At 33.1% G+C, this 22,873-nt stretch carries 19 protein-coding genes and 4 pseudogenes; 18 read left to right on the top strand and 5 right to left on the bottom strand.

From position 1 onward, the window contains the following. Positions 1-237 precede the first annotated feature (237 nt). The 6 genes from P700755_RS18545 to P700755_RS18525 all read left to right on the top strand — a co-directional run bounded on the left by P700755_RS18545 (position 238) and on the right by P700755_RS18525 (position 7,546). Positions 238-765 (top strand): hypothetical protein, encoded by a 528-nt coding sequence (locus tag P700755_RS18545; protein ID WP_015026134.1) that lies wholly within the window; start codon positions 238-240, stop codon positions 763-765. A gap of 4 nt (positions 766-769) precedes the next feature. Beyond that, positions 770-934 (top strand): hypothetical protein, encoded by a 165-nt coding sequence (locus tag P700755_RS20355; protein ID WP_169314472.1) that lies wholly within the window; start codon positions 770-772, stop codon positions 932-934. A 163-nt stretch (positions 935-1,097) separates the two neighbouring features. Beyond that, positions 1,098-1,886, top strand: a complete 789-nt coding sequence (locus P700755_RS18540; protein ID WP_015026132.1) for a hypothetical protein — start codon at positions 1,098-1,100, stop codon at positions 1,884-1,886. 1,712 nt (positions 1,887-3,598) lie between these two features. After that, complete coding sequence (locus P700755_RS18535) at positions 3,599-4,636, top strand: helix-turn-helix domain-containing protein (RefSeq protein ID WP_015026131.1); 1,038 nt, start codon at positions 3,599-3,601, stop codon at positions 4,634-4,636. Positions 4,637-4,742: 106 nt separating this feature from the next. Then, on the top strand, positions 4,743-5,975 hold the full coding sequence (locus tag P700755_RS18530) for a serine hydrolase domain-containing protein (RefSeq protein WP_015026130.1): 1,233 nt from the start codon (positions 4,743-4,745) through the stop codon (positions 5,973-5,975). Between the two features lie 8 nt (positions 5,976-5,983). Then, positions 5,984-7,546, top strand: coding sequence for an amidohydrolase family protein (locus P700755_RS18525; RefSeq protein WP_015026129.1), 1,563 nt, complete (start codon positions 5,984-5,986; stop codon positions 7,544-7,546). 434 nt (positions 7,547-7,980) lie between these two features. Here the strand turns inward: P700755_RS18525 and P700755_RS20210 are convergent, their stop codons facing one another. After that, positions 7,981-8,142 carry a hypothetical protein gene (locus P700755_RS20210; RefSeq protein ID WP_157609228.1) on the bottom strand — a complete coding sequence of 54 codons (162 nt, stop codon included), beginning with the start codon at positions 8,140-8,142 and terminating at the stop codon, positions 7,981-7,983. Between the two features lie 264 nt (positions 8,143-8,406). Here P700755_RS20210 and P700755_RS18520 point away from each other — a divergent pair, with 264 nt between their 5' ends. From P700755_RS18520 to P700755_RS18505, 5 genes are all read left to right on the top strand, one after another. After that, entirely contained in the window at positions 8,407-8,631 is a 225-nt protein-coding gene (locus P700755_RS18520; protein ID WP_041758528.1) for a hypothetical protein, read from the top strand. Beyond that, positions 8,619-8,882, top strand: coding sequence for a group II intron maturase-specific domain-containing protein (locus P700755_RS19650; RefSeq protein ID WP_083858536.1), 264 nt, complete (start codon positions 8,619-8,621; stop codon positions 8,880-8,882). The genes P700755_RS18520 and P700755_RS19650 overlap by 13 nt, the downstream gene beginning before the upstream one ends. Positions 8,883-9,085: 203 nt before the next feature. Continuing rightward, positions 9,086-9,943 carry a helix-turn-helix domain-containing protein gene (locus tag P700755_RS18515; RefSeq protein ID WP_015026128.1) on the top strand — a complete coding sequence of 286 codons (858 nt, stop codon included), beginning with the start codon at positions 9,086-9,088 and terminating at the stop codon, positions 9,941-9,943. A 79-nt stretch (positions 9,944-10,022) separates the two neighbouring features. Next, complete coding sequence (locus P700755_RS18510; RefSeq protein ID WP_015026127.1) at positions 10,023-11,102, top strand: 3-keto-alpha-glucoside-1,2-lyase-like domain-containing protein; 1,080 nt, start codon at positions 10,023-10,025, stop codon at positions 11,100-11,102. Between the two features lie 173 nt (positions 11,103-11,275). Then, positions 11,276-11,962, top strand: coding sequence for an SDR family NAD(P)-dependent oxidoreductase (locus tag P700755_RS18505; RefSeq protein ID WP_015026126.1), 687 nt, complete (start codon positions 11,276-11,278; stop codon positions 11,960-11,962). Here the strand turns inward: P700755_RS18505 and P700755_RS18500 are convergent. Next, entirely contained in the window at positions 11,946-12,980 is a 1,035-nt protein-coding gene (locus P700755_RS18500; RefSeq protein WP_015023751.1) for an IS630 family transposase, read from the bottom strand. The two genes, P700755_RS18505 and P700755_RS18500, sit on opposite strands and share 17 nt — an antisense overlap. Positions 12,981-13,391: 411 nt before the next feature. Between P700755_RS18500 and P700755_RS18495 the strand changes: the two genes are divergently transcribed. The 4 genes from P700755_RS18495 (at position 13,392) to P700755_RS18480 (ending at position 16,845) form a co-directional block, all read left to right on the top strand. Then, a complete protein-coding gene (locus P700755_RS18495; protein WP_015026125.1) occupies positions 13,392-14,573 on the top strand; it encodes a serine hydrolase domain-containing protein in 1,182 nt (393 codons plus the stop codon). A 149-nt stretch (positions 14,574-14,722) separates the two neighbouring features. Continuing rightward, on the top strand, positions 14,723-15,532 hold the full coding sequence (locus tag P700755_RS18490; RefSeq protein ID WP_015026124.1) for a hypothetical protein: 810 nt from the start codon (positions 14,723-14,725) through the stop codon (positions 15,530-15,532). 222 nt (positions 15,533-15,754) lie between these two features. After that, positions 15,755-16,156: a GNAT family N-acetyltransferase gene (locus P700755_RS18485; protein ID WP_015026123.1), complete on the top strand. Its 402-nt coding sequence runs from the start codon at positions 15,755-15,757 to the stop codon at positions 16,154-16,156. Between the two features lie 200 nt (positions 16,157-16,356). Next, the gene (locus tag P700755_RS18480; RefSeq protein WP_015026122.1) at positions 16,357-16,845 is read left to right on the top strand and encodes a hypothetical protein; all 489 of its coding nucleotides are present in this window, start codon (positions 16,357-16,359) and stop codon (positions 16,843-16,845) included. A 47-nt stretch (positions 16,846-16,892) separates the two neighbouring features. Here the strand turns inward: P700755_RS18480 and P700755_RS20955 are convergent. After that, a pseudogene (locus P700755_RS20955) lies at positions 16,893-17,156 on the bottom strand (IS110 family transposase); the annotation flags it as partial. A gap of 470 nt (positions 17,157-17,626) precedes the next feature. On the opposite strand from P700755_RS20955, the gene P700755_RS18475 reads away from it, so the two are divergent. Next, positions 17,627-18,721: an adenylate/guanylate cyclase domain-containing protein gene (locus P700755_RS18475; RefSeq protein WP_015026121.1), complete on the top strand. Its 1,095-nt coding sequence runs from the start codon at positions 17,627-17,629 to the stop codon at positions 18,719-18,721. A 204-nt stretch (positions 18,722-18,925) separates the two neighbouring features. Here the strand turns inward: P700755_RS18475 and P700755_RS18470 are convergent. Both P700755_RS18470 and P700755_RS18465 read right to left on the bottom strand, forming a co-directional pair. Further along, positions 18,926-19,159 (bottom strand): annotated as a pseudogene (locus tag P700755_RS18470) (IS1595 family transposase); the annotation flags it as partial. Positions 19,160-19,325: 166 nt separating this feature from the next. Next, a pseudogene (locus tag P700755_RS18465) lies at positions 19,326-20,011 on the bottom strand (IS1595 family transposase); the annotation flags it as partial. A gap of 46 nt (positions 20,012-20,057) precedes the next feature. Between P700755_RS18465 and P700755_RS21435 the strand changes: the two are divergent. Together P700755_RS21435 and P700755_RS18460 are read left to right on the top strand one after the other, a co-directional pair. Continuing rightward, positions 20,058-20,165 (top strand): annotated as a pseudogene (locus P700755_RS21435) (transposase); the annotation flags it as partial. 305 nt (positions 20,166-20,470) lie between these two features. Next, positions 20,471-22,852, top strand: a complete 2,382-nt coding sequence (locus tag P700755_RS18460; RefSeq protein WP_015026120.1) for a TonB-dependent receptor — start codon at positions 20,471-20,473, stop codon at positions 22,850-22,852. Positions 22,853-22,873 lie beyond the last annotated feature (21 nt).

Genomic DNA, 22,873 nt, shown 5'->3' with positions numbered 1-22,873 from the left:
AGAAATCTATCGGTAAGCCCCCGACAAAAACGGGGCAGGCTGTGTGAGGGAAAACTTCATGCACGGCGCTGCACTGAGCCTGTCGAAGTGTTTGATGAAGGGGGTGCTGATTGTTTATTTATTTTGTTACTTTTAAAGTGACAACTTTGGATAAGCAATGAGGCTCTACTCTACCCATTAATGCAAAAAAACATTGAACGATTTACAAATACAGCCAATATTTCGTAAATTGCTACTATGAATAAATTTTCTAAAATAGAATTAGATTTTATAATCGACAAGTTGACAAACTCGATTGAGAATATTCAAACTGGCGATAGTTTTCCTACCGAAATTTCTATATTAAATGTTTCGGAGTTAAAGGCAATAATTAAGAAAAACGGTTGGAATTTTAATTGGAAAAATGAATTCAAACAACCTGAAAAGGATATTTATAAACTAACAATAGTTGGCAATCCTAGCATAATACAAGGTCTTATAAGTTTAGAAGTAAAGAAAGACCACGTGTATATGCATTTAATTGAAAGTGCGCCGTTCAATATAGGAAAGACGAAGGTTTATTTAGGGATACCAGGAAATTTAGTTGCTTTTGCCTGTAAATTATCGTTTCAACGAGGTGGCGAAGGATATATATCATTCATAGCTAAAACAAAATTAATTGACCATTACATAGATACTTTGGGAGCAATTCATTTTGGAGGTCATCTAATGGTAATAACAACTGAATCAGCATTAAAATTAATTGGTAAATATTTTAAAACATAATGATATGGGACTAATAAAAGAACCTTTGGATGTAGATTTTGTAGTCGACCCAAGACCATTAACAAAAGAAGAAGAAAATGCTATTAGCGAATTTATAAAAGCTGATAAAGAAAAACGTTTGGCAAAAACAAAGCGAGTGACTAAAAGTCAAAACGAACTGAAAAATTAAGCTGATTAGAAGCACTACCGGCAACACCGTATATAAGCTATAGCTTGGTGTGTGCCTATTTGGAAAATCTACGGATTTCCCAAAATTAGTTTATATTTGGAGAAATTCGTGTTAAAACACGCCACAGCTCATATACCAAAAGTTGTTGTAAACAATTTAAGGAATGAAAAGAAACACAATTTATATAATTTTAAGTTTGATTGCATTTTTATTTTCTTGTTCGGATAGTGATACTAATGAGCAAGAAGATTTTGAAGATATTACTGAGTTTATACTATGTTCAGAAATACAATTCACAGAAGATTTAAATTCTTGTTTTACTGTTGACATAACCTCTAGTTCAGGAGGTGAAAGTTATGAGAATTGTCTTGATAATTCCAGCAATATATGTTTAAATATACCAGCTCAGGAGTTAATAACATTCGAAATAGGTTATACACATAATTGTGGTAATGCACAAACGTATATTGAAATTCATGGCCCATTTATTTTTGACCCAAGTTTAGATGATGTATTAATTACAGTTGAAAATTCAGAAACCTATGCTAATTATAATATTTCTGGAACTGTTAATGACTGTAACAATCATTCTACAACTAATGGAGCTGTAATACTTAATTTAAATGGAAAACAATTAATACAGGTTATTAATGATGGTGCATTTGAATTTAATGGGATAAATTGCACTGCAGAAGATACTTATTCGATATTTGCTATTGATTTTAATACTAATCAAATATCAGAAACATTGACTTTCCCTTCAACTGATACTAACATGGAAATAGGTTTAATCAATACTTGTTCTGCATTAGAGGAAATGATTACTTATCAGATATCCGATCATTCAGTTATAACATATCAAAACGTAGCTTTTCAAGCTGAAGACAATAGCTTTTACAAAGAAGTGACATACAATTCTAATAGTTCTGAAAGCTTTTTTTCATTAATTTGATATGAAGGTTTTCAATTTGGTTTAAGTGATGCTAATGGAGATATCTCTGATGCTAGTTATAAACCAAATATTTCTTTAATAGAACATTCTATAGGGCAAGTAGACGAATTTATGATTATATCATTTAGTGGATATACAACTTATTATGATGATTCAGTTATGAGTAAACAAATTAATGGAATTATTTGTGTTTTAAGAGACTTCTAAATTAGAAATTGGTAAAAAACTGTTTACAATAACGTGTATAAAAAATTGCTTATTTTAGACTAAACCAAAGGTAGTTGCACTTTTGTTACGTCTGATTTTCCTTCGGAAAATCCTCGCACACAAAACCGCTACTTTCCATAGTGTGCCAAGAATCAACCATGGCAATAAATAAAATGGTTGAATGCTGTGTATAGTGTTTGGTAGGAAATACAGCAAAATTAAAAATGTTTCTTTTTGCGATGTTTGTTTTTTATTTTAATCGCCTGATGCTATGGCATCACCTCATAAAATAAAAAACAAATCTCATTAAAAATAATTCATTTGATAAAATTCGTCTATTTCCAACCAGTCACTAGTTAAGATGATGGTAGGTCCATCAGAGTCGTTGTATAGGCGATGGCTCTAAACCCCCTAAAGGTGCTGTTGTAAAGAGCCCCGAAGCCTCGGGGGTGCTGAGTGTTTAGGAGAATCCAATCCACGAGGTTGGCAAGGTGTGAGTAATGAAGTTGAACCCTTCGTCAAGCTCAGGATAAAATTCAGTAAACCACTGACGAGGTGTCCCCGAAAAAACAGGGCAGGCTGAGAAGTAGGAACCTCCTGTCAAAAGCTACAGGGCAGTGTGTTAAGAAAATGTCCTGAGGATATTTTTAGAGAACGAGCCAGCTGGCGCGAGGCATACGGAGTGAAAAGTAATGTTAGCAACAACATTAATTACAGAGATAACCTATTTATTTTCTGTAAAGTCCCGATATCTATCGGGATCATTCAGATGGTAAAGCCTGCCCCGTTTTATTCGGGGAACTTTACTTGGGCTTAATTATGGAACTTGGGAAACTGCTTATGGATGATAGACTTATGTAAGGCTACCGCATTAGGATTCGCTACAAGTCAAAGGGAAATATACAATCGAGAGATAGTCCCAATAGCAATCGGGAGAAGTTATAAGCAGAGGCGGACTCATTCGTAGTAGTGTTGATCCGGATAGCGATCGGGAGTGTAATGGAACTGGAGCAAAGGGATGGGCTAATTTTTATTTACAATTTGCCAACTTGCAAGAGGAAGAGCTTATTTTTGTAAATTAAATTAGAAGAGCCCCGACAAAACGGGGCAGGCTGTGTGAGGGGAGACTTTCAAGCACGGCGTTGCACTGAGCCTGTCGTAGTCTTCTGTGAGAGGCTTGGGGTGAAATTCCCCTTGTCTACTCGACCACAAACACGTTGGCAACAAGCTAGTCCTACTATCAAATAAACACATCGATTCTTATTGTATTTCTGACTTTCGCAACTATTTCCCGAAAATAATAATTTGAAACCTTGATAAAACCAGATTTTTTTGAAGTGTAAAATATTATATTGCTAAGTATCTGCAAAAAAGTGAACCTTTAAAGACTTAAACCTATTCATTAGCAGTAATGTCAAAAAAGAGGAGCACTGGTTTATTACTTAGTGAACGAAAGAATTACAAGTGAGAATTAGTACGTATAATTATTCTACCAAAAGATGTGAATGGAAAGCTTAGATATTATTTTAATTATAATTAGTGGAGCTGGATTAATCCATGGTATTCTAATCTCATTGTTTCTGCTAACGAACAGAACAAAAAAAACACTTTCAAAATCATTGATGGCTATCATGCTGCTATTAATGGCTTTAAGAGTAGGTAAATCGGTATTATTTAATTTTGCTGAAGATTTAGATTTCTTTATTATATTTATTGGTTTGTCTTTTTTACTACTTATAGGTCCATTACTCTACTTTTATATTAAGTCTCTAACAATTCCTAATTACCAACTAAAGAAAACGAATTACCATTATTTTTGGCCATTCGTCTTCATGCTTATTTTGAGTTTTCTTGCTACCGAAGACTGGTTTATTGAACACGGTAAATTTTGGGCTTTTATACTTCTGGCTTTTGTGTATGGTCATTTAGCTTTCTATATTTTCAAATCTTGGCAAATCGTAAAAAAGATATTAAAAAAAGAAAACCATACACGAACTAAATCTCAAAACACTGTACTAATTTGGTCAAGATATGTGATCGCTGGAGTATTCATTATATGGTTTTCCTATATTTTAAATATTTTCGAAGATAGGGTACCTTATATTTTAGGCCCACTTATATACAGCATCACCATATATATCCTCACATGTATTGCTTTTAAATTGGGCGTTATTAATTATGATGGAATGGTTTTTAAAAATGATTCAAATGATAGTAGCTTGTTTAAAAGTATTGATAATGTCATTAGGAAAGACAAACTCTATTTGGATTCAAATTTAGATTTAAATAAAATTGGAAAAATTTCATCTTTAAGTGTACATCAAGTGTCTCATATTATCAATGAAGAAACAGGTTATAATTTTAATAGTTATATCAATAAATTCAGGATTGAAGAAGCGAAAAAAATCATTTCTAATGATAAAGAGAAACGGTTTACGATTGCTTCAATAGCTTATGATGCAGGTTTCAACAGCATGTCTTCATTTAATTCGGCTTTCAAAAAAATTGAATCCAAAACACCTTCTCAATATCGAGATTCATAGTCTTACGTCTGACGAATTTATAAATTCGTCTTTGTGATTTATAAATACTTGCTTATTTATCTCTACACATAGGTTCTTTTTGTGGCATTAATATAAAACAAACACTATGAGAAGAGCACTATTTTTATTTACAATCGCATGTAGTTTCTATCAATCCACGGAAGCTCAAAATCCAGAATTCGAAAATTTAAGAACGATTGACACTTGGTTACAATCAAATATAAATGACAATAATTTATCTGGAGCTGTAATTTTAATCGCAGACAAAGACAATATTTTATACTCAACAACTAAAGGGAAATCTAATTTAGAATCTCAAAGAGATATGGAGGTCAATGACTACTTTAAAATTGCATCACTTTCAAAAGTGATTACAACTGTTGCCATCATGAAATTATATGAAGATGGCAATTTTGATTTAGATGATCCTATAGAGCTTTATCTTCCAATTTTTAAAGACACCAAAGTGATTATTGAAGATAGTTCTTCTGAAAATTATACACTTGAAAGCACTGAAAAAAAAATAACCATTAGGCAGCTACTAAATCAGACTGCTGGTTTTGCTTACGATGGCCCTATAATTTCAAAACTGTACAAAGAGAAAAGTTTATCTTTTTCTAATCCTACACACGAAAGCCTTTCTAGCTTTATGAAAGATTTAAGTTCCATGCCAATTGTTCATCAACCCGGAGAAAAATTCACCTATGGCCCATCTACAGATGTTCTTGGATACTTAATTGAAGTCGTTACTGGTCAAAATTTAGAAATTTACTTAGAACAAAACATATTTGAGCCTTTAGGCATGGCTAGTACTGGTTTTGACGCGCATCGTCAAAGCATTGATAAATTAGTTAGAGCGTATTCAAAAAAAGGCGATAGCCTAAAAGGGATTAACAAAGAACTCGATTTGAAAAAAGAGTACAAAACAAAAGTATTTATGGCAGGAAGTGGATTAATTTCTACAGCCTCAGATTATATAAGGTTTTGTCAAATGCTTCTCAATAATGGAATCTATGAAGACAAACGAATCCTATCAAGAAAGTCAATCGAAATGATGACTACAAATCAAATTGGAGGCATTGATTATCCTAAAGGGTTTTATCCTATATTAGGTAAAGGCAATAAATTTGGTTTCGGTCTAAATATAATTACCGAAAATGGTGCATTTAATGAATTCTATAGCGAAGGCAGTTATTATTGGGAAGGGGCTTATTCAACCACGTTTATAATTGATCCCAAAGAAGGCTTTGCTGCTTTGATGATGACACAATTAGGAGGATGGCACTCTTTGAAAGTTAGAAAAGACTTTAGAAAATCTGTATATAAGACCTTAAAATAAAACGATCAATGAAACGGAAACTTTTTAGGGTTTTAAAAATAGCCTCATTACTAATTATCGGACTAGTACTACTTTTTTTTGCCGGTGTGTATTGGCCGCTTCAAGATATTGAAGTGCCTGAAATACATGAGACAATACTAATCAAATCGATATCAATTATTGATATAGAATCAGGAACATTAATTAAAGACCAAGACATAAAAATAACAGATAATAGAATTACAGAAATCGGAATTTCTGGTTCCATTAACAGTGCTGATGAAACCTTTATCATTAATGGCAAAGGAAAATATGTAATTCCTGGACTTTGGGATATGCACACGCATTCTAATGTGCATTCTGAATGGCTTCATCATCCTTTATACATTGCAAATGGTGTCACCACTATTAGAGATATGTCTGGGACTCTAGATAAAGAGGATGCCTATTGGGTAGGAAGTAAGACCAGACTACAATGGAATAAAGATTTACAAAACAAGAAGCGTGTTACGCCTCGATATGTATTACAGGGTAGTTACCAAATAGATGGTGAACAATCGGTTCCAAATGGCGTGCCAGATTTCTTCAAACTAAATAACAAAAAAGATGTTGAACCCTTTTTAGATTTTTATAAAAAAGAACAGGTAGACTTCATAAAAATCTATCAACAGATAAAACCTGAATCTTACAGAGAATTAGTTAAAAAAGCCTCGCAATATAATATGCATTTAGCAGGTCATAAACCCATATTTATAAGCCTAGAAGAAGCTATAAAAGCAGGCCAAAAAAGCTTTGAACATGGACGCATTTTTATGTATGATTGCTTTCCCCATGCAGACAGTTTAAGATTGAGTCTAAACTGGCGTAAAAACTATAGTTTGTATAAAAATGAGATGATCGATCAATTTAACGATCGAAAAGCTGAAGAACTCATGCAATTAATGAGTGAAGAAAATGCCTATTGGACGCCTACGCTACAGACTCTTAAATTTGAAGCGAATGCTCATAAAGAGGAATTTTTAAACAATTCAATGACAAAATATATTTCTATAGCAAGAAAAAAACTATGGTGGTCATTTGACATTTCAGGTAATAAAGAGCGGAATTTGGCTCATCCTAACCCTATCATTAGTGAGAAATTTTATGAAAAATCTAAAGAGTTAGTGAGTAAAGCCAATAGTCTCGGAGTACCAATTATGGTTGGCACGGACGTTACAGACTCCTATACGTTTGCTGGTTTTAGTGTCCATCAAGAATTAATAGATTTAGTAGATGCTGGATTATCGAATATCGAAGCTTTAAGAGCAGCAACTATAGTCCCTGCTGAGTATGCTAAAAAAGAATACGAACTAGGAAGTATTAAAACTGGAAAGCTAGCAGATATGGTAATTCTTGATAAAAATCCATTAGAGTCCATAAGCAATACAAAACAAATTTATGGAGTGATTCAAAATGGAATGTATTATGATCAACAAAAAATTGAAGAATTAAAAAGTAGTACTGAGTCTATGGCTTCCAGTTATCATATGAACATTAAAATCTTTTATAGTTTTATGACTAGTGAATTATTACTTGTACAGTTTAATGATTAGTATGTATTAAACTAAAAAAAACTAAATATTCTTTAGTCTTGTAATCATAGACTTAATAAACACAATTGAGTCTATTCAAATGTAAGGAACAAACTAAAAGAATTTAGAGAATTAATCAATAGAACCAACTATAAAAGCAATGCTCAAAAGACTAATTTTATGTCAATTTATTTAAGGGTGACTATCTGATGAGATAGAGTAACAAAAGCCAATTTCCAACACCGTATAAAATTAACCAGCCCGACAGCGTCATTATGGCGGGTTGCTGGTTTTAGTTTATTTACGAAAGTCCTCACGGACTTTATATCTGTGAATTATTTGCTAACTTTAATATTTAAATCACTCAACTATTCTTATACACCAAACCGCTGGTGCGCCACGAAGTTGTGTTTTTCCAGTAGGTGTAAATCCTACCTAAATAATTTGCTGTTCATTTAGAAGAGCTGCCGACAGTTAAATTTGTGAGGGTTTCGCTGAAGCTGGGCATGTTCAAATAACCAAGCTGTAATACGCAAGTGTGAACCCGTAGTAGCTTCGATAAGTGTATCTGTAGATTGGGGAGAGTTTCGACGTTCTCGAACCCTGTTATGTTGCATGGATAAACAGTAGTATGAAGTGTAACAATCTACCGGAGTCATAGGGATGGCGTGGTTATAGATGGAAAACTACGAAACCCCGAAAAAACGGGGCAGGCTGTGGGAGGTCTCTTGTTACAAATGGTGGCAACTATAAAAGCTAGTACATAAGTATTACGAAATTACTAGCTGTAGCAAGAGAAGTCGGAGGTGTTCATAGTACCTATGATGTTAGAGACAACAAAACTCTAATTAGGAAAGGGACACTACTTTAGATATGCTTATATGAAAGACAGAATGACAAATATTGATGTAAATCTATTAACAAGTCCATCGCAAAGCGATGCAGCTATTCGTGTTTTTCAGAGGAAGCTATATATTAGAGCCAAGCAAGATAAGGGCTTCAAGGCTTATAGTCTTTACGGAAAACTCTGTGAGGGCAATACGCTTATAGAAGCTTTTCGACGAAGCTATTTGCAAATCGAAAACATTGGACAATTGAGTGGATAGTATGGAAGGTTAATCAATTATTAAGAGGTTGGCTAAATTACTTTTCTATCAGTAAGGTTACACATATTTGGGAAACCATAAAAATCATTAAAAAGCATCTGGATTACAAATTATTTAAATGGATGAAGTGCAAAGGAAGGAAAGCGCATCGGAAGCTACGCCAGCGACCCTATGAGAATTTGGTTAAATTTTACAACCTATTTGACATAGAAAAGTATGCACGTTTAAAAACCCTTGCGAAAGCTCAATAAAGAAATCTATCGGTAAGCCCCCGACAAAAACGGGGCAGGCTGTGTGAGGGAAAACTTCATGCACGGCGCTGCACTGAGCCTGTCGAAGTGTTTGATGAAGGGGGTGCTGATTGTTTTATTATATTCGTATAGAGAATATGAGAAGAACAATCAGGCTCTACTCTACTAAATTATATAAAACCACAAACAAAAAGAATTAAGATTTGAGCACATTTCATTTTGAAAAAGAAAAATATGGATTTGAACTCCTAATGGATTTGCACAAATTCGAAACAAATCCCAATGTTTTTTTTGAAAATTCCCCTCATACTACCGACTTTTTTGAAATTTTCATTTTTGAAAAAGCAAAAGGGTATATCGAGTTAAATGGAGATAGATTAAATATTGAAGAAAACTCCATATTTTTTATTTCACCATACCAAAAAAAAAGCTGTGAAATAGACCTTTCAGATATTAAAGGCTTTCATCTTGTTTTTCAAAATGATTTCTTATCTGATTTTTTTGACGACAAACTGTTTGTATATAGACTTCAATACTTTTACAATTCAAAATACCCACAATACTTACAGCTACCAAGAAGAGAATATGATAAAATTCAATTTATATTAAATGAAATCATATCTGAAATAAATGATTTTCAAAATGATAGTATTCATATTATCAGGTCTCTTTTATATTTCTATTTATCAAAAATAAACAGATTATTTTCAAAACATTATAATCTTTCGCCAGAAACACAAGGAAGTTCAACTGCTTACAGGTTTAAAGAAAAGCTAGAGTTACATATCCGGAAATTTCACTCTGTAGCAGCGTATTGTGAAATTCTGAACACTTCCAGACAGCAATTAAATAGTGTTACAAAAGCGTACTTTGGATGTACTTCTAAAGAAATTATCCATTTTAGATTACTGCAGGAAATTAAAATGGAATTAAGTTATTCCAATAAAACTATTTCTGAAATTGCAAATGCTCTAAATTTTAGTGAAGCCAATAATCTTACACGCTTTTTCAATAGGCTCGAGGGTATTACTCCAAGTATGTATCGCAAATTACCAAAATGATAGTCATTTATTATAAAATGATATGTTCTTTGCGAGAACGAAGGCCAACCTTTGCAAGTATTAAAAAATCGAAAATACTATGAAAAATTTATTCTGCTTCAATTTGTTTATCATCCTATTTAGCTTGCAATTATCATATGCACAAAATAACGCTACTGATATTCCTATGAATTCTTCGGACTGGGAAATACATAAAGGAACTTCTACTTTTGAAACATTTGACGATAGAGAAACACTTCTTCTAAATGGCAAAGCTTTTGTGAAAAACAAACAATTCTCAAATGGAACTATAGAGGTTGATGTATTCGCCAATAAAAATAGAAGTTTTGCTGGCATCATTTTTAGAAAGCAACAAAACACTATGGAAGAAGTCTATATGAGGCTTCATAAATCTAACCAAGCTGATGCATTACAATACTCTCCAACTTATAATGAAGAGCTTACTTGGCAATTATATAAAGAATACCAAGCCAATGTTACTTTTAAAAATAAAGGTTGGAATACCTTACGTATCGAAATAAACAGTAATACTGCTGAAGTTTTTATTAATGATGAAAAAGTGCTTACGCTAGATGATCTTAGGACGGCAAACAATAATGGAGAAATAGGCCTATTTTCACTATTTGATAATAGGTTTTCAAATTTTAGTTTTACTAGTAAAGAGGTTACTATTAAAACTAATAAAGAAACTCAAAACAAGAAAGAACCTAACATTATATCGCAATGGAATATTACAAAAGCATTTCCATTTATTGAAGACGAATTAAGCTTCAACAGTTTTTCAAAAGAGAAATTCGTAACTGTTACAACCGAAAATTCTGGTCTACTTCCATTCTCAAAATTCATTAAAAAGCCATCATCAGGTAATTTCGAAAAAAACAAAGAAGTCTATGCTGTGGCTTCAACTAGTATTGAATCAAATAACAATCAAGTGAGGCTATTTTCATTTGATTATAGTGATAAAATAATAGTCTATCTAAATGGAACAGCTATTTTTAGTGGCAATAACGCATTCCGATCTAAAGGATTACAATACCAAGGACACATAGATATCAATGCTAACAAATTATATTTAAACTTAAAAAAAGGTAATAATACACTTGATTGTGTTGTTATCGACAAAGCTAATGGTTGGGGCTTAATGGGGAAGCTGGAATAATACGCTTTATAATACCGCATATAATTTATTGCTAGTTTGAGCTTGCTTACTAACCCCGATGCGTCGGGACTTGCGGATTTTCTACTCAGTTTTTATTTACTAAATTATGTACTTAATTACGCATCAAACCATATAACAAACGTAGTTTACACTAAAACAGACTGAATACATTAATGAATGAATTAGAAAATAAAGTTGCACTAGTAACAGGTGCAAGTCGAGGAATAGGTAAAGGAATAGCTATTGCTTTGGCTAAAAGTGGAGCAACAATTTATATAACTGGGAGAACGGAGAACGAAAAAAATAATACAACTAAACTTTCAGGAACTATCTATGAAACTGAGAAACAAATTATTGCAAATGGAGGCAGATGTAAAGCTATATGTTGTGACCATACTAACGACCAAGAAGTAGTTAAGGTTTTCAAACACATTTTTGAAACACATAACAAAATCGATATTTTAGTAAATAGTGTTTGGGGAGGATATGAATACTTTAACGATGGTACAAAATTTTGGTTAGAAGAAGGTTTTTGGGATTCCCCAATTTCAAGATGGGATAAAATGTTTTCTTCTGGAGTTAGAGCAGCTTATTTTGCAAGCGCTCAAGCCGCTAAAAAAATGACAGAACAAAAGTCAGGTATAATCTTTAACCTTTCATTTTGGGTTGCTCAAAGAAATGACAAAGGAGTAGCTTATTGCACTTCGAAAGCAGCAACAGATAAGATGACTGAAGCTATGGCTTTTGAATTATTTAAATTCAATGTTCCTGTAATTGGTTTATATCCTGGAATTGTAAGAACCGAAGCAGTATTATTAACCTCGCACTTAAAGATCTTTAATTTTATGCAGCATATTTGATGCTCTCATGTTTAAAATATTTTGCTACCCTTTCGCTATCATTTTGAAGCATTTTCATATGATTCTCTAAATTTTCTTTCATTTTTTCTTGTGTTTTTGGTGCCGGTTTATCCGAGAGTCCATACTTTAAATCGCAATTCAGATATTCATCTGGGTTTCGCTCAGGTGAGTATGATGGCAGGTAAAATAGTTCTATGGTTTCGCCATTTTCTTCCGCCCATTTCTTTACAACTTTACTATGATGGACTCGTAAATTATCAAGGATTAAGAATACTTTGGTTTCTTGCGATTTGATGAGCTGTTCTAAAAATTGAATAAATACATCTGAGTTCATATTTTCTTTATATATCATAAACTGAATTAAACCCTGATTTGTAACTGTAGAAATCATGTTGATTGAAAACCGCTTCGACATATGTTTTTTAACAGGAGTTTTTCCTTTTGGAGCATAGGAACGTCCATGATGATTATTGTTTTTTACACCCGTTTCATCCCCCCAATGAATAGTTGCCTTCTCTTGTTTTGCCTTCTCTTTTATTGCTGGATATTCTTCGTCTAACCATTTTTGAACTTTTTTGGAACATTGTTCATAAGCTCTCTTTTTTGGCTTTTGAGGCGTGAATCCCCAAGCGTTGAGATAATTACCGACAGCTCTTCTTCCGATTGTAATACTAAACTCTCTTGCTATCAAATCCCTTACTGCCCTTGTAGTCCACAAAGCATAATCTAACTTTAGTTGATCGGGCATTACATCAATAATCATTTTTTGGATTGCAGCTTCTTGATCTTTATTGAGTAGTTTTCGATCTTCTGATTTGACTCCTCGTTTTTGATATGACAAAGATTTATGACCTTCTTTATTGTAAAGCTTCCACCAATCTCTAACAGTATTTACATGAACACCGTAAAACAGAGCTATGTCTTTTTTTTTATCTCCACGTTTTATCATTTTTACAGCATCCCTTCGAATTATACCTCTTTCCTGATCAGAAACACTCCTTAAGTCTATTTTTTCCATCTATAAATATACGAAATATTTAACTATAAATAAAGAACTATTGATTCGAAGTTAATAGAAAATAAAGAACATTTTGATTTAAGCAATTCGGAATCACCTGAATTTATTGGTATTGTAATATCCAAAATAGCGTCAGATATAAAAGCCATTGAAAAGACGGGAAAAATACTGATAGTTGCAAAAGAGGCTATAAAGTACGGAGTAAAAGATAGTGATGGGAAACAACCGAAACCTCTATCATTAGATGAAATTTAAACTGTAGTACATTTACTAAAAACGGCAACGGCTTGATAAACTGGAGCTTTGAATTCCTGCACTACGCATATTCAAAACGTCATGCTAACTTAAAGAATGGCGTAACAAAAAAACCTTCTACTCGTCTTCTTTTAAACAGAACAGACATTTACATTTATGAAAAAAGTAATTATCCTATTCTTAATTCTAGCTATAAGCATATCAATCAAAGCACAAAGTACTAATGATTCAATTACTATTGAGTTGACGAAATTAAGTAAAAACAGTAATCTTGTTGGCTTTGGTGTAGCAATCGTAAATAAAGACGGTATTGTCTATGCAAAAGGCTTTGGTTATGCTCATAAAGAAACAAAAAAACCTTACACTATCCATACTGCACAACCCATTGCTTCTATTTCTAAAACATTGCTCTCGGTTGCATTAATGAAAGCCCAAGAAATGGGGAAATTACGTTTGGATGACAATATTAATAACTATTTACCTTTTAAAATATACAACCCCAATTTTCCAAACGAAAACATTACCATACAACAACTAGCAAACCATACGTCAAGTATACTTGATGGCGATTCTTATGATAGAACTTACGTGTTTGAAAACAAAATACCGTCTTTTTACACCAACTTTTCCGATAAAGATTTAAAAGTGGAAGTGAAAAAATGGATTGAATTATTTAATACAAATAAAATAATGCCTTTAGGAGAATTTATAAAAAAACAATATGTTAAGGACCAAACTTGGTATAACAAAGAACAAAACTTCTCCAATAAACACCCAGGGAATACTTATAAATATAGTAATATGGGGGCAAATATTGCAGCCTACATCATTGAGCAAACAACAGGTGAAAATTATGCCGAGTTTGTAAAAGAACACATATTACACCCTTTGCAGATGAATAATACAGGTTGGAGAGGCAAAAATTACGAACCCAAGAATGTTTCATCTTTATACTGGTATGGGTATCCAATGCCAGATGCCGATTTAATAACTTATCCTGATGGCAATTTGATTTCAAACGTAATCGATTATGGTAAGTTTTTAAGTACGATGATTCGAGGATATAAAGGTGAGGATAATTTATTAACTGCTGAGAGTTATAAAGAAATGATGAAAGATCCTGTTTCGTCTGATTTTAGAAAAGGTGTGTTTTGGACTGTGGATTCTGAAAAAATTGGTCATAGCGGAAACGATTTAGGTTTGCTTTCGCACGCTTATTTTTTGCGGGAAAATGGAATCGGTATTATTGTATTTGTAAATACGTCTGATACTGAAAACGGTGCGACAGAGGTAAGAGACATATATCGAACACCTCTAAAGTATGCAGAAAAACAGTAACAGTGGCTAACAAAGTATATGATTTATTGCTAGTTCTTGCCCACTTACGAAAGTCCTCACCGACTTTCTATTCAGCTATTATTTATTAACTTTATCGCTTAATCACCGCGAAAAAACTTGTACAACAAAGTTATGCTCAATTGACCTTCATGAAGAAAATACTCTTTGCCCATTTGGCCTTTATTATTTCTTTCCAGACATTCAGTCAGGAGCATGAAGTATTGTTGACCAAGCCTGTAGAATGGACAAGCATTGAAACTCAAGTTCCCGATTCAACAAAACTTGAGATTGCAAAGTCTTTAGATCACTGGTTAATAAAGGATTATTACGGGCAAAATGATTGGATCGAACTCCAAGAAGAGTTGGAAAAGTTCAAATTCATTGATCTAGATATGGACGATGATTTGGAAATCGTATATGAAGGATTTTCTGGAGGAGAACCAACTGGAATAACAATTCTTAAAAAGAATTCAGATGGAAAGTATTCTGAAGTATTCAATAGGTTCGGAACAGTTGAATCTTTTTGGAGAACAAATATAGGCGGAACTCTGTATTTTGAGCTTATTCATTGGCCTTGTTGCGCTGGGAACACCTACTCATTGGAACGTTGGAATTACGATGGAACCAATTTCGAAATACTTGAAAAAGTAAATTGGATTGGTGGAACTGTATTTCCAGCTAAACTTTCTAGTCCCAAGAAATTCAAGGTTCTAAATGAAGCATACTCTTTAAGAGATTCACCCCAAATTTTGGATGACAATATCTTAGCAACTTTTACAGCAGGTGACCTGGGTTATGCATTAGCCGAACGAACTGATAATACTGGAAGAGTCTGGTGGTTTGTATTTATGCTGAACAATCAAACGAACGATAGAACTTTCTATGATTATGCATATGAAGACAGCTATTTCTCTGTCGGTTGGATGAGTAGCAGATTTGTTGAACTCTTAACAAAATAAGCATAACATTCTGTGATCAAATCATGCGTCGTGGGCAGTGCTAGGGGAAAGTTCTGTGTATTCTGGTAGACCCGCCAATTTTGCGAATTGGCCTATTAGGAATAAAAAAAAGGTATAGACCACTCTGCATATTTGGCTATTTTGTGTCCGGAACATTATCTTAACCATAACGCACGATTGATACAGGGGGGAGGGGTGTAAGCTAAAAAAAACTGTAATCGAATGAAAATAATTGAATTTAAAGTCGGAATTGTTCCAAAAACATCAGAAATAATTGAAGTTTATGATAGTTCTGGAATAAAAAGACCGACATCAGATAGCGGACGAATAAGGAAAATGTATGAAAATTCAAATCTGATTATAACTGCGTGGTTGAATAACGAACTGATTGGAATTTCACGCTCGATAACTGATTTTTGTTATGCTTGCTATTTGTCGGATTTGGCTGTAAAAAGTGAATATCAAAAAGACGGAATTGGAAAAAGACTAATAGAATTGACTCAAAAGGAAATCGGAAAAGAAACGGCTCTAATTTTACTTTCGGCATCTATTGCAATGGAATATTACCCAAAAATTGGATTTGAAAAAGTTGAAAACGGATTTATAATTCGTCGGACAAAATAAAAAGGAAATAGAATTGAATTTTAGAACGCAGAAAGCCTACCCAAACCACCATACAAAATTAATTGCTTTGTTTTGGCTTACTTAGGAATCCCGAACCGTCGGGACTCGTGGACTTTCTATTCAGTAATTATTTATTAACTTTAGTGTTCAAATACAGCAACTAATCTTGTGCAACAACGTAGCACATTTGAGAAAAACCTATGATTAAATTTTTGACATTACCACTTTTAATGATTTTTTCGTTTCTGACTTTTGGAAATTTAACCGAATTAAATACTCTGAATGTATCTGAATATGAGAAAAACTTAAATACTGCATCTGAATTATATTTAAAGGAAAATAAAATTCCTGACTCTATTTTAATAAAACTTGTTCCTGAAAACTATACTGAATTTGAATTATACTGCGGAACAACTGGACCTGACCATAATCTTGGCAAAACAGACTTTTTCTATGAAACGACTCGACTTATTTTTGAACAAGTGACTTCTGAAAAAAATTCTGATTTTTATTTACCGAGCTTAAAGCTAATAAGCTTCGCCGACGGAGAATACGCAGAGGACTTTGTTACGTATTTAGAAATAATTATAAAAATGGATAAAGCGAAATTTTGTAAATCCATAAATGGCAAGGAATACATAAAACGCAATCCGATTAAATTCTATTCGGAATTAAATAAATGTGAATAAAAACTACCCACAACAAAGTACTGTGGCAAAAAACAAGTAAAAACTCATTAATTTTTCACTAGAGTACTTTTATATTCTTTATCATATATCAACCCTGATTTTGCGATGGCAAAGGCTTGTTTTAAGAGCTTATTACATACCGCAATTAATGCCAATTTCTTACTCTTTCCTTTGGCTAATATCCGCTCATAAAGATCTCTACAAGCCTTGTTGTACCTGCCTACTGGCAGGCAGGTACAACAAGGCTTAAAACTGCACATAAATAATAAATTGCGAAGTTTTTGGTTGCCTATTTTACTTATTCGAGGTCTAATACCAAATTATATTTATAATGCCGTATGAATAAATTGAATTATTTTTTGATTGATTGAAATCAAAAATAACTAGCATAGCCTTAGCTACGGTAATTATTTTTGATGAAAAGCAGGCTAAAAAGAAACGATTTATTGCGTCATTATAGGTCTAATTTGGTATAAAGCCTCATACTCCCGATAGATATAGGAAGTTCGAAACCTGTGTAGAAAAGAGAGGGGATTTATTCCGAGGCTTCGGGATTGACTAGATCATAGTCTCTGCCTGTATATTAACCTTATTCCTCTCTTTGGTGCTTTCTGATTTATATCTAAATTAAATGAATTGTAAACTTAAGCCGTGTATAATTAATGGCTTGGTTCTAGTTTGCTTGGAAATTCCTTCGGTATTTCCTCTGGTTCGTTTTATTTACTAAATTTAGTGCTTTAAACGCGCAACTAACATTATACCAGACGTTATCTTCCATTAGATGAAATTATCCCGACAACTAAAGATGAATCTCAACAAAGTAGCCGTAATTACGATTGGCTACATTTTAATAAATATATTCATCTTTTTTTTCAATTATGCTTTAATCAATTCCCCATATTCCCTAGGTCCTTCACCTTTATTCAATTTTAGAATTTATTTTCTATCAAACATAGTAGTCGGGCTAATTGCCGGAGTACTTGGAGGGATCATACTTGTTTCTGTAAATAGCCAATTGTTCAGGAGAAGATCTTTCAAGTTTGCCATGCTCACAACGCTCACGGCTTATGTCTTGATCTTTGTTCTAGTTAACGTGGTGACCACATTTACAAATGTATTAGTAGAACAGGGATTCTCTGGAGTTTCATTTGACACAATAAAAACAGCTTTGGGATTCATTCTTAATCCGACCTTAATTACAACTTTTATTTTGTGGGGTGCTATAACACTTTTAACCCTATTCCTATTACAAGTCAATGATAAATTTGGCCCTGGTATATTATTAAAATTCCTCGCAGGAAATTACCACCAGCCAAAAAAAGAGGAAAGAATTTTTATGTTCATGGACATGCGTTCTTCAACTTCAATTGCAGAGAAAATAGGCAATGAGAAATACTTCAATTTATTGAATGATTTATTTGCGGATGTGACCAGTACGATTCTTAATAATGAAGGGGAGATATACCAATATGTTGGAGATGAAATTGTAATCTCTTGGTCGTTGAAAAAGGGTATACGAAATGCAAATTGTCTTAATTGTTTTTCGCAGATTCAAGAAAAACTTGTTGATCTAAGGCCTATTTACGAAAAGAAATATAAGGTTATGCCAGAATTCAAGGCAGGTATTCATTACGGCTCTGTCATGGCAGGTGAAGTTGGTGTTATTAAAAAAGATATCATCTATTCTGGAGATGTACTAAATACCACTGCACGAATTCAGGAACAATGCAATCAATACAACGTAGACATCTTGATTTCTAAGGAGACTTTTAATCTTATTTCTGATACTGACGGATATAAACTAATCCCTTTGGGAAGTATTGAGCTTAGAGGAAAGAAAAGAAATATAGACTTAAACACCATAAACATAATCTGATTCTTAAATTTGGAGATACAAAGGCTAACACGACGTATAATCAATGGACAAAATATGGGATATGAATAAGGGTCACTGAGCATACATTTATCATTACCACAAATAAAACCAATCATTACTATTTTGGGAGAAAAAGAAAAATGACTAGAACCCAAGTCTATATTCAATGGATATTACTTAATAACTTTATGCAATTTTATTGAGTTACACATTTAACCTCTGTTTAATATCTTTATGAAAAATCGGTTTAGCTATTACCATTTTTTCAATAGTCTTGTGAAAAACACTTTGTTTGAATTGAGATCGATTAATTTTAAAGCAGAATTCTTCGAAATAGCTTTGCAAATGCCATTTACTAACATGAGTTGGTATAGCCTTTAGCCAAGATTTCAACTGCATAATTACTACATGTAATTCTTTAAAGTTTCTCCTGTTATTATACCAATTTAGCATTCAAATGTCGTATAAAATTAGTTTCTTTTTCACTTACTAATCGTCATAAAATAGAACCGTAACTATTGCTATGCTTATATTTTTTTCCTCAGCTAAGTAAAAAACCTGTGCTGAGCTACGTCGTAGTATAATTCAAATTTTTAATGCATCATTTAAAAACTAAATTGGTATTACTTAGTTTTTGCTCTATAATGTAGCTTTTTTTAAGCGGAACATAACCTTTCCATTTATCGGTAACTATTTTTGCCGAAGAACTTATCTGTTCTTCAAATAGTGGAGTTAATGATTTCGCTGAATAATCATCTATAGACTTTGCATAGACTCTTTTTATTTGATGTCTTACGTTCAACTCAACAGCTATTACTGCCTTTTTTTTTGAATCATAACTTCTGCCTTGCTTTGTCTCTTATTGGCCTCCTTCAGTAAACTCATCTACATGAACTATTTCAGTTAGAGGATACATTAGACTACTTCTCATAGATTTTCTAACCTTTTGCATAAAATACCAAGCTGTACCATGTCGAATAACAAATTGCTTTCCCATTTGAATACTGGAAACACTTTTAGTACTCGTACTCATTTCAAATACAACGCAAAATGCCTTTTGTAAACCAAATTTAACCTTATGAAATAAGGTGCTTGCTGTGGCACTTTCGACATGATTGCAACCGTAGCAATGATACCTATAACCCTCTTTTCACAGCTTTTGCTATGATTACATATCATACATTTAAAACCATCCTAGCATTTAATTTTGGCTAAATATGCTTTACAAGCCTCATCATTTGGTAGTTCTTTTACAAAACTGAGTATGCTTTGACCTTTGAATACTTTCATGACTAAATGATTAACTCAAAAGCCTGAAAATGCACAACACGATTATCAAAAACGATGGCAAATTGAGAGGTCTTTTAAAGCAGTGAAGTCTAGTGGATTTGATATTAAAAAAACGCATCTACAAGATATTCAAAGCATAGAAAAATTAATATGACTTGTTATGATAGCCTTCGTGTGTTGTTATAAAATTGGCATAAATCGGCATCAAATAAATCTAATTAAAATTAAAAAATAGGGCAGAAAGGCTAAACGTATTTTTAAATATGGATTAATATTTTTTAGCGAATGTTATACAAAACACTGTAAAACAATATGATACATGCATATTTTGGTTTTTTATATGTGCTTAAAGAAAAATTTAATAAATTTTATCACTCAACTAAATTTATTGATTTAAGTCAACGAGTTTAAGCTTTGAAGCAATGTTTCTTTGTAGAAATAAAAATCAAACCAATTACTATGAAAAAATCAATCTTTATTATTTTTACATTATTTGCCTCCATAATGTATGGACAGAATGGAACTATAAAAGGTAAAATTCTCGATAAACAATCCGAACTTCCATTGATCGGAGCTAATGTAGAACTCTTGGGGGCTAAAATTTCCAAAGGTGTAATTACAGACTTTGACGGGTATTTTACATTAACGGATGTCCCTGTGGGCAGAAAAACCATTAGAGTAAGTTACATTGGTTACGAAACCAGTACAATTCCAGATATTGAAGTGAGTACAGGAAAAGATGTAGATGTTACCGTAGCACTTACAGAATCTTATGGGAGTCTAGACGAGATCATAATTACAAGTAGAACGAATAAAATAAAATCTTTAAACAAATTCTCGTCAGTCTCCGCACGTCAATTTGGTGTAAAAGAAGTTGCAAGATATGCTGGTGGAAGAAATGATGTTGCACGATTGGTAAGTAATTTTGCAGGAGTAGCTTCACCAGACGATAGCCGTAATGATATCGTAGTTCGGGGGAATTCTCCAACAGGGTTGTTATGGCGGGTAGAAGGTATTCCAATTCCAAGTCCCAATCATTTTTCGGCCTTAGGGACAACAGGAAGCCCCGTATCTGCATTAAACCCCAATCTTCTTAAAAATTCTGATTTTATAACCTCTGCATTCCCTGCCGAATATGGTAATGCCATTGGAGGTGTTTTTGATTTGGGTTTTAGAAATGGAAACAAAGATGAGTATGAGTATTCTTTTCAAGTGGGAGCCTTCACGGGTTTAGAAGCAACGGCAGAAGGCCCATTGAACAGAAAGAATAACGGCTCGTTTTTGGTGGCTGCACGATACTCGCTTATCGGACTTATAGGAGGGGCAGGAACCAGCGACACCCCTAATTATTCTGATGTTTCATTTAATATTAATTTAGGAAAAAGCAAACTGGGTACATTCTCTCTATTTGGAATCATGGGTACATCAAGCATCGATTTAATCGGTGAGGATTTTGATGAAGATGACCTTTTCTCAGCAGAAGATGAAAACTCTTATGTGTCTTCTAACATTGGTGTTTTAGGAGCTAAGCATTTACTGAACATTGGCGAAAAATCGTATTTAAAAACAGTCATTGCAGGCGCATCGAATAGCAGCGATTTTGAAGAAGACCGTATTATTGATTTGGCTACCGATGACCAAAGGATTATAAGATTTGCAGAAAATAACAATGAAGAAACTAGATTAACATTTTCAACATTATTCAATACTAAAATCAACAATAAATTCACCCTTAGAACAGGATTATTATTAGAGAATTTCTCAGCAGATTTAGATAGAAAGCAGAGAGATGAACAAGAAGATTTAAACGGTGATGGAGACCCTGATTTAGTAACCATTAGAAGTATTAACGGGAGTTATAATGTATTTCAACCCTACATTCAAACTAAATATAGATTGACTGAAAAACTGACCCTAAATACAGGAATACATACCATGTATAGTGATCTTAATGAGCAGTTTGTTGTAGAACCAAGAGCCTCTATGTCTTATAGAATAGACCCTAAACATACGCTAAATATAGGGTACGGTCTTCATCATCAAAATATAGCCACCCCATTATTATTTCTAAATGAAGAAGTAAATGGAGTGATCACAAACCCTAATGAAAATTTAGATTTTGTGAGAAGTCAGCACTATGTTTTAGGCTATGATGTTAAAATTGCACCTAGCTGGAGAGCAAAAGTAGAAACCTATTATCAAAAAATAGATAATGCTGCCATAGACGGATCCCCATCTAGTTATTCTTCATTAACCGAAGGAGCAGATTTCACATTTTCATCAGATAATACAGATTTAGTTAGTTCAGGAACTGGAGAAAATATAGGATTGGAACTCACCTTAGAAAAATCATTTAGCAAAGGATATCATGCCTTGATAACAAGTTCTTTTTTTGAGAGTACCTATAAAGGTAGTGATGGCATCGAACGAAGCACCCCTTTTAATGGTGGTCACATCTTTAATTTTTTAGCGGGGAAAGAGTTTAAGTTTGGAGAGAATAAGAAAAATATTTTTTCCATCGATGCTCGTTTTGTAACCTCAGGAGGAAATCGTTTTACACCGGTAGATTTGGAGGCTTCACAAAATGCAGGGTATGAAGTCTTACAAGATGATTTAGCGTTTAGTGAGCAATATGAAGATTACCTGAGACTAGATTTAAAATTTGCAGTAACGCTTAATAGTAATAAGAAAAAAACATCTCATAAATTTTATGTAGACTTCCAAAACCTTACCAATAGAGATAATGTTTTTGTTAGAAGATATAATAGAAGTACTAGTAGCATAGAACAAATAAATCAAATTGGCTTTTTCCCTGATTTTGGCTATCGTTTTCAATTTTAAAAACAGTAGTGCTCAATTAAA

The sequence above is a fragment of the Psychroflexus torquis ATCC 700755 genome (assembly GCF_000153485.2).
Taxonomy (GTDB): Bacteria; Bacteroidota; Bacteroidia; order Flavobacteriales; family Flavobacteriaceae; genus Psychroflexus; species Psychroflexus torquis.
Note: the sequence above shows the minus strand (reverse complement) of the source record. Positions and strands in the feature narration are given on the sequence as shown.

Excerpts from the sequence above, each read along its gene's own strand:
- P700755_RS18545 (WP_015026134.1), top strand. The coding sequence starts at position 238 with ATGAATAAATTTTCTAAAATAGAATTAGATTTTATAATCGACAAGTTG.
- P700755_RS20355 (WP_169314472.1), top strand. The coding sequence starts at position 770 with ATGGGACTAATAAAAGAACCTTTGGATGTAGATTTTGTAGTCGACCCA.
- P700755_RS18540 (WP_015026132.1), top strand. The coding sequence starts at position 1,098 with ATGAAAAGAAACACAATTTATATAATTTTAAGTTTGATTGCATTTTTA.
- P700755_RS18535 (WP_015026131.1), top strand. The coding sequence starts at position 3,599 with ATGGAAAGCTTAGATATTATTTTAATTATAATTAGTGGAGCTGGATTA.
- P700755_RS18530 (WP_015026130.1), top strand. The coding sequence starts at position 4,743 with ATGAGAAGAGCACTATTTTTATTTACAATCGCATGTAGTTTCTATCAA.
- P700755_RS18525 (WP_015026129.1), top strand. The coding sequence starts at position 5,984 with ATGAAACGGAAACTTTTTAGGGTTTTAAAAATAGCCTCATTACTAATT.
- P700755_RS20210 (WP_157609228.1), bottom strand. The coding sequence starts at position 8,142 with ATGCAACATAACAGGGTTCGAGAACGTCGAAACTCTCCCCAATCTACA.
- P700755_RS18520 (WP_041758528.1), top strand. The coding sequence starts at position 8,407 with ATGAAAGACAGAATGACAAATATTGATGTAAATCTATTAACAAGTCCA.
- P700755_RS18510 (WP_015026127.1), top strand. The coding sequence starts at position 10,023 with ATGAAAAATTTATTCTGCTTCAATTTGTTTATCATCCTATTTAGCTTG.
- P700755_RS18505 (WP_015026126.1), top strand. The coding sequence starts at position 11,276 with ATGAATGAATTAGAAAATAAAGTTGCACTAGTAACAGGTGCAAGTCGA.
- P700755_RS18500 (WP_015023751.1), bottom strand. The coding sequence starts at position 12,980 with ATGGAAAAAATAGACTTAAGGAGTGTTTCTGATCAGGAAAGAGGTATA.
- P700755_RS18495 (WP_015026125.1), top strand. The coding sequence starts at position 13,392 with ATGAAAAAAGTAATTATCCTATTCTTAATTCTAGCTATAAGCATATCA.
- P700755_RS18490 (WP_015026124.1), top strand. The coding sequence starts at position 14,723 with ATGAAGAAAATACTCTTTGCCCATTTGGCCTTTATTATTTCTTTCCAG.
- P700755_RS18485 (WP_015026123.1), top strand. The coding sequence starts at position 15,755 with ATGAAAATAATTGAATTTAAAGTCGGAATTGTTCCAAAAACATCAGAA.
- P700755_RS18480 (WP_015026122.1), top strand. The coding sequence starts at position 16,357 with ATGATTAAATTTTTGACATTACCACTTTTAATGATTTTTTCGTTTCTG.
- P700755_RS18475 (WP_015026121.1), top strand. The coding sequence starts at position 17,627 with ATGAAATTATCCCGACAACTAAAGATGAATCTCAACAAAGTAGCCGTA.
- P700755_RS18460 (WP_015026120.1), top strand. The coding sequence starts at position 20,471 with ATGAAAAAATCAATCTTTATTATTTTTACATTATTTGCCTCCATAATG.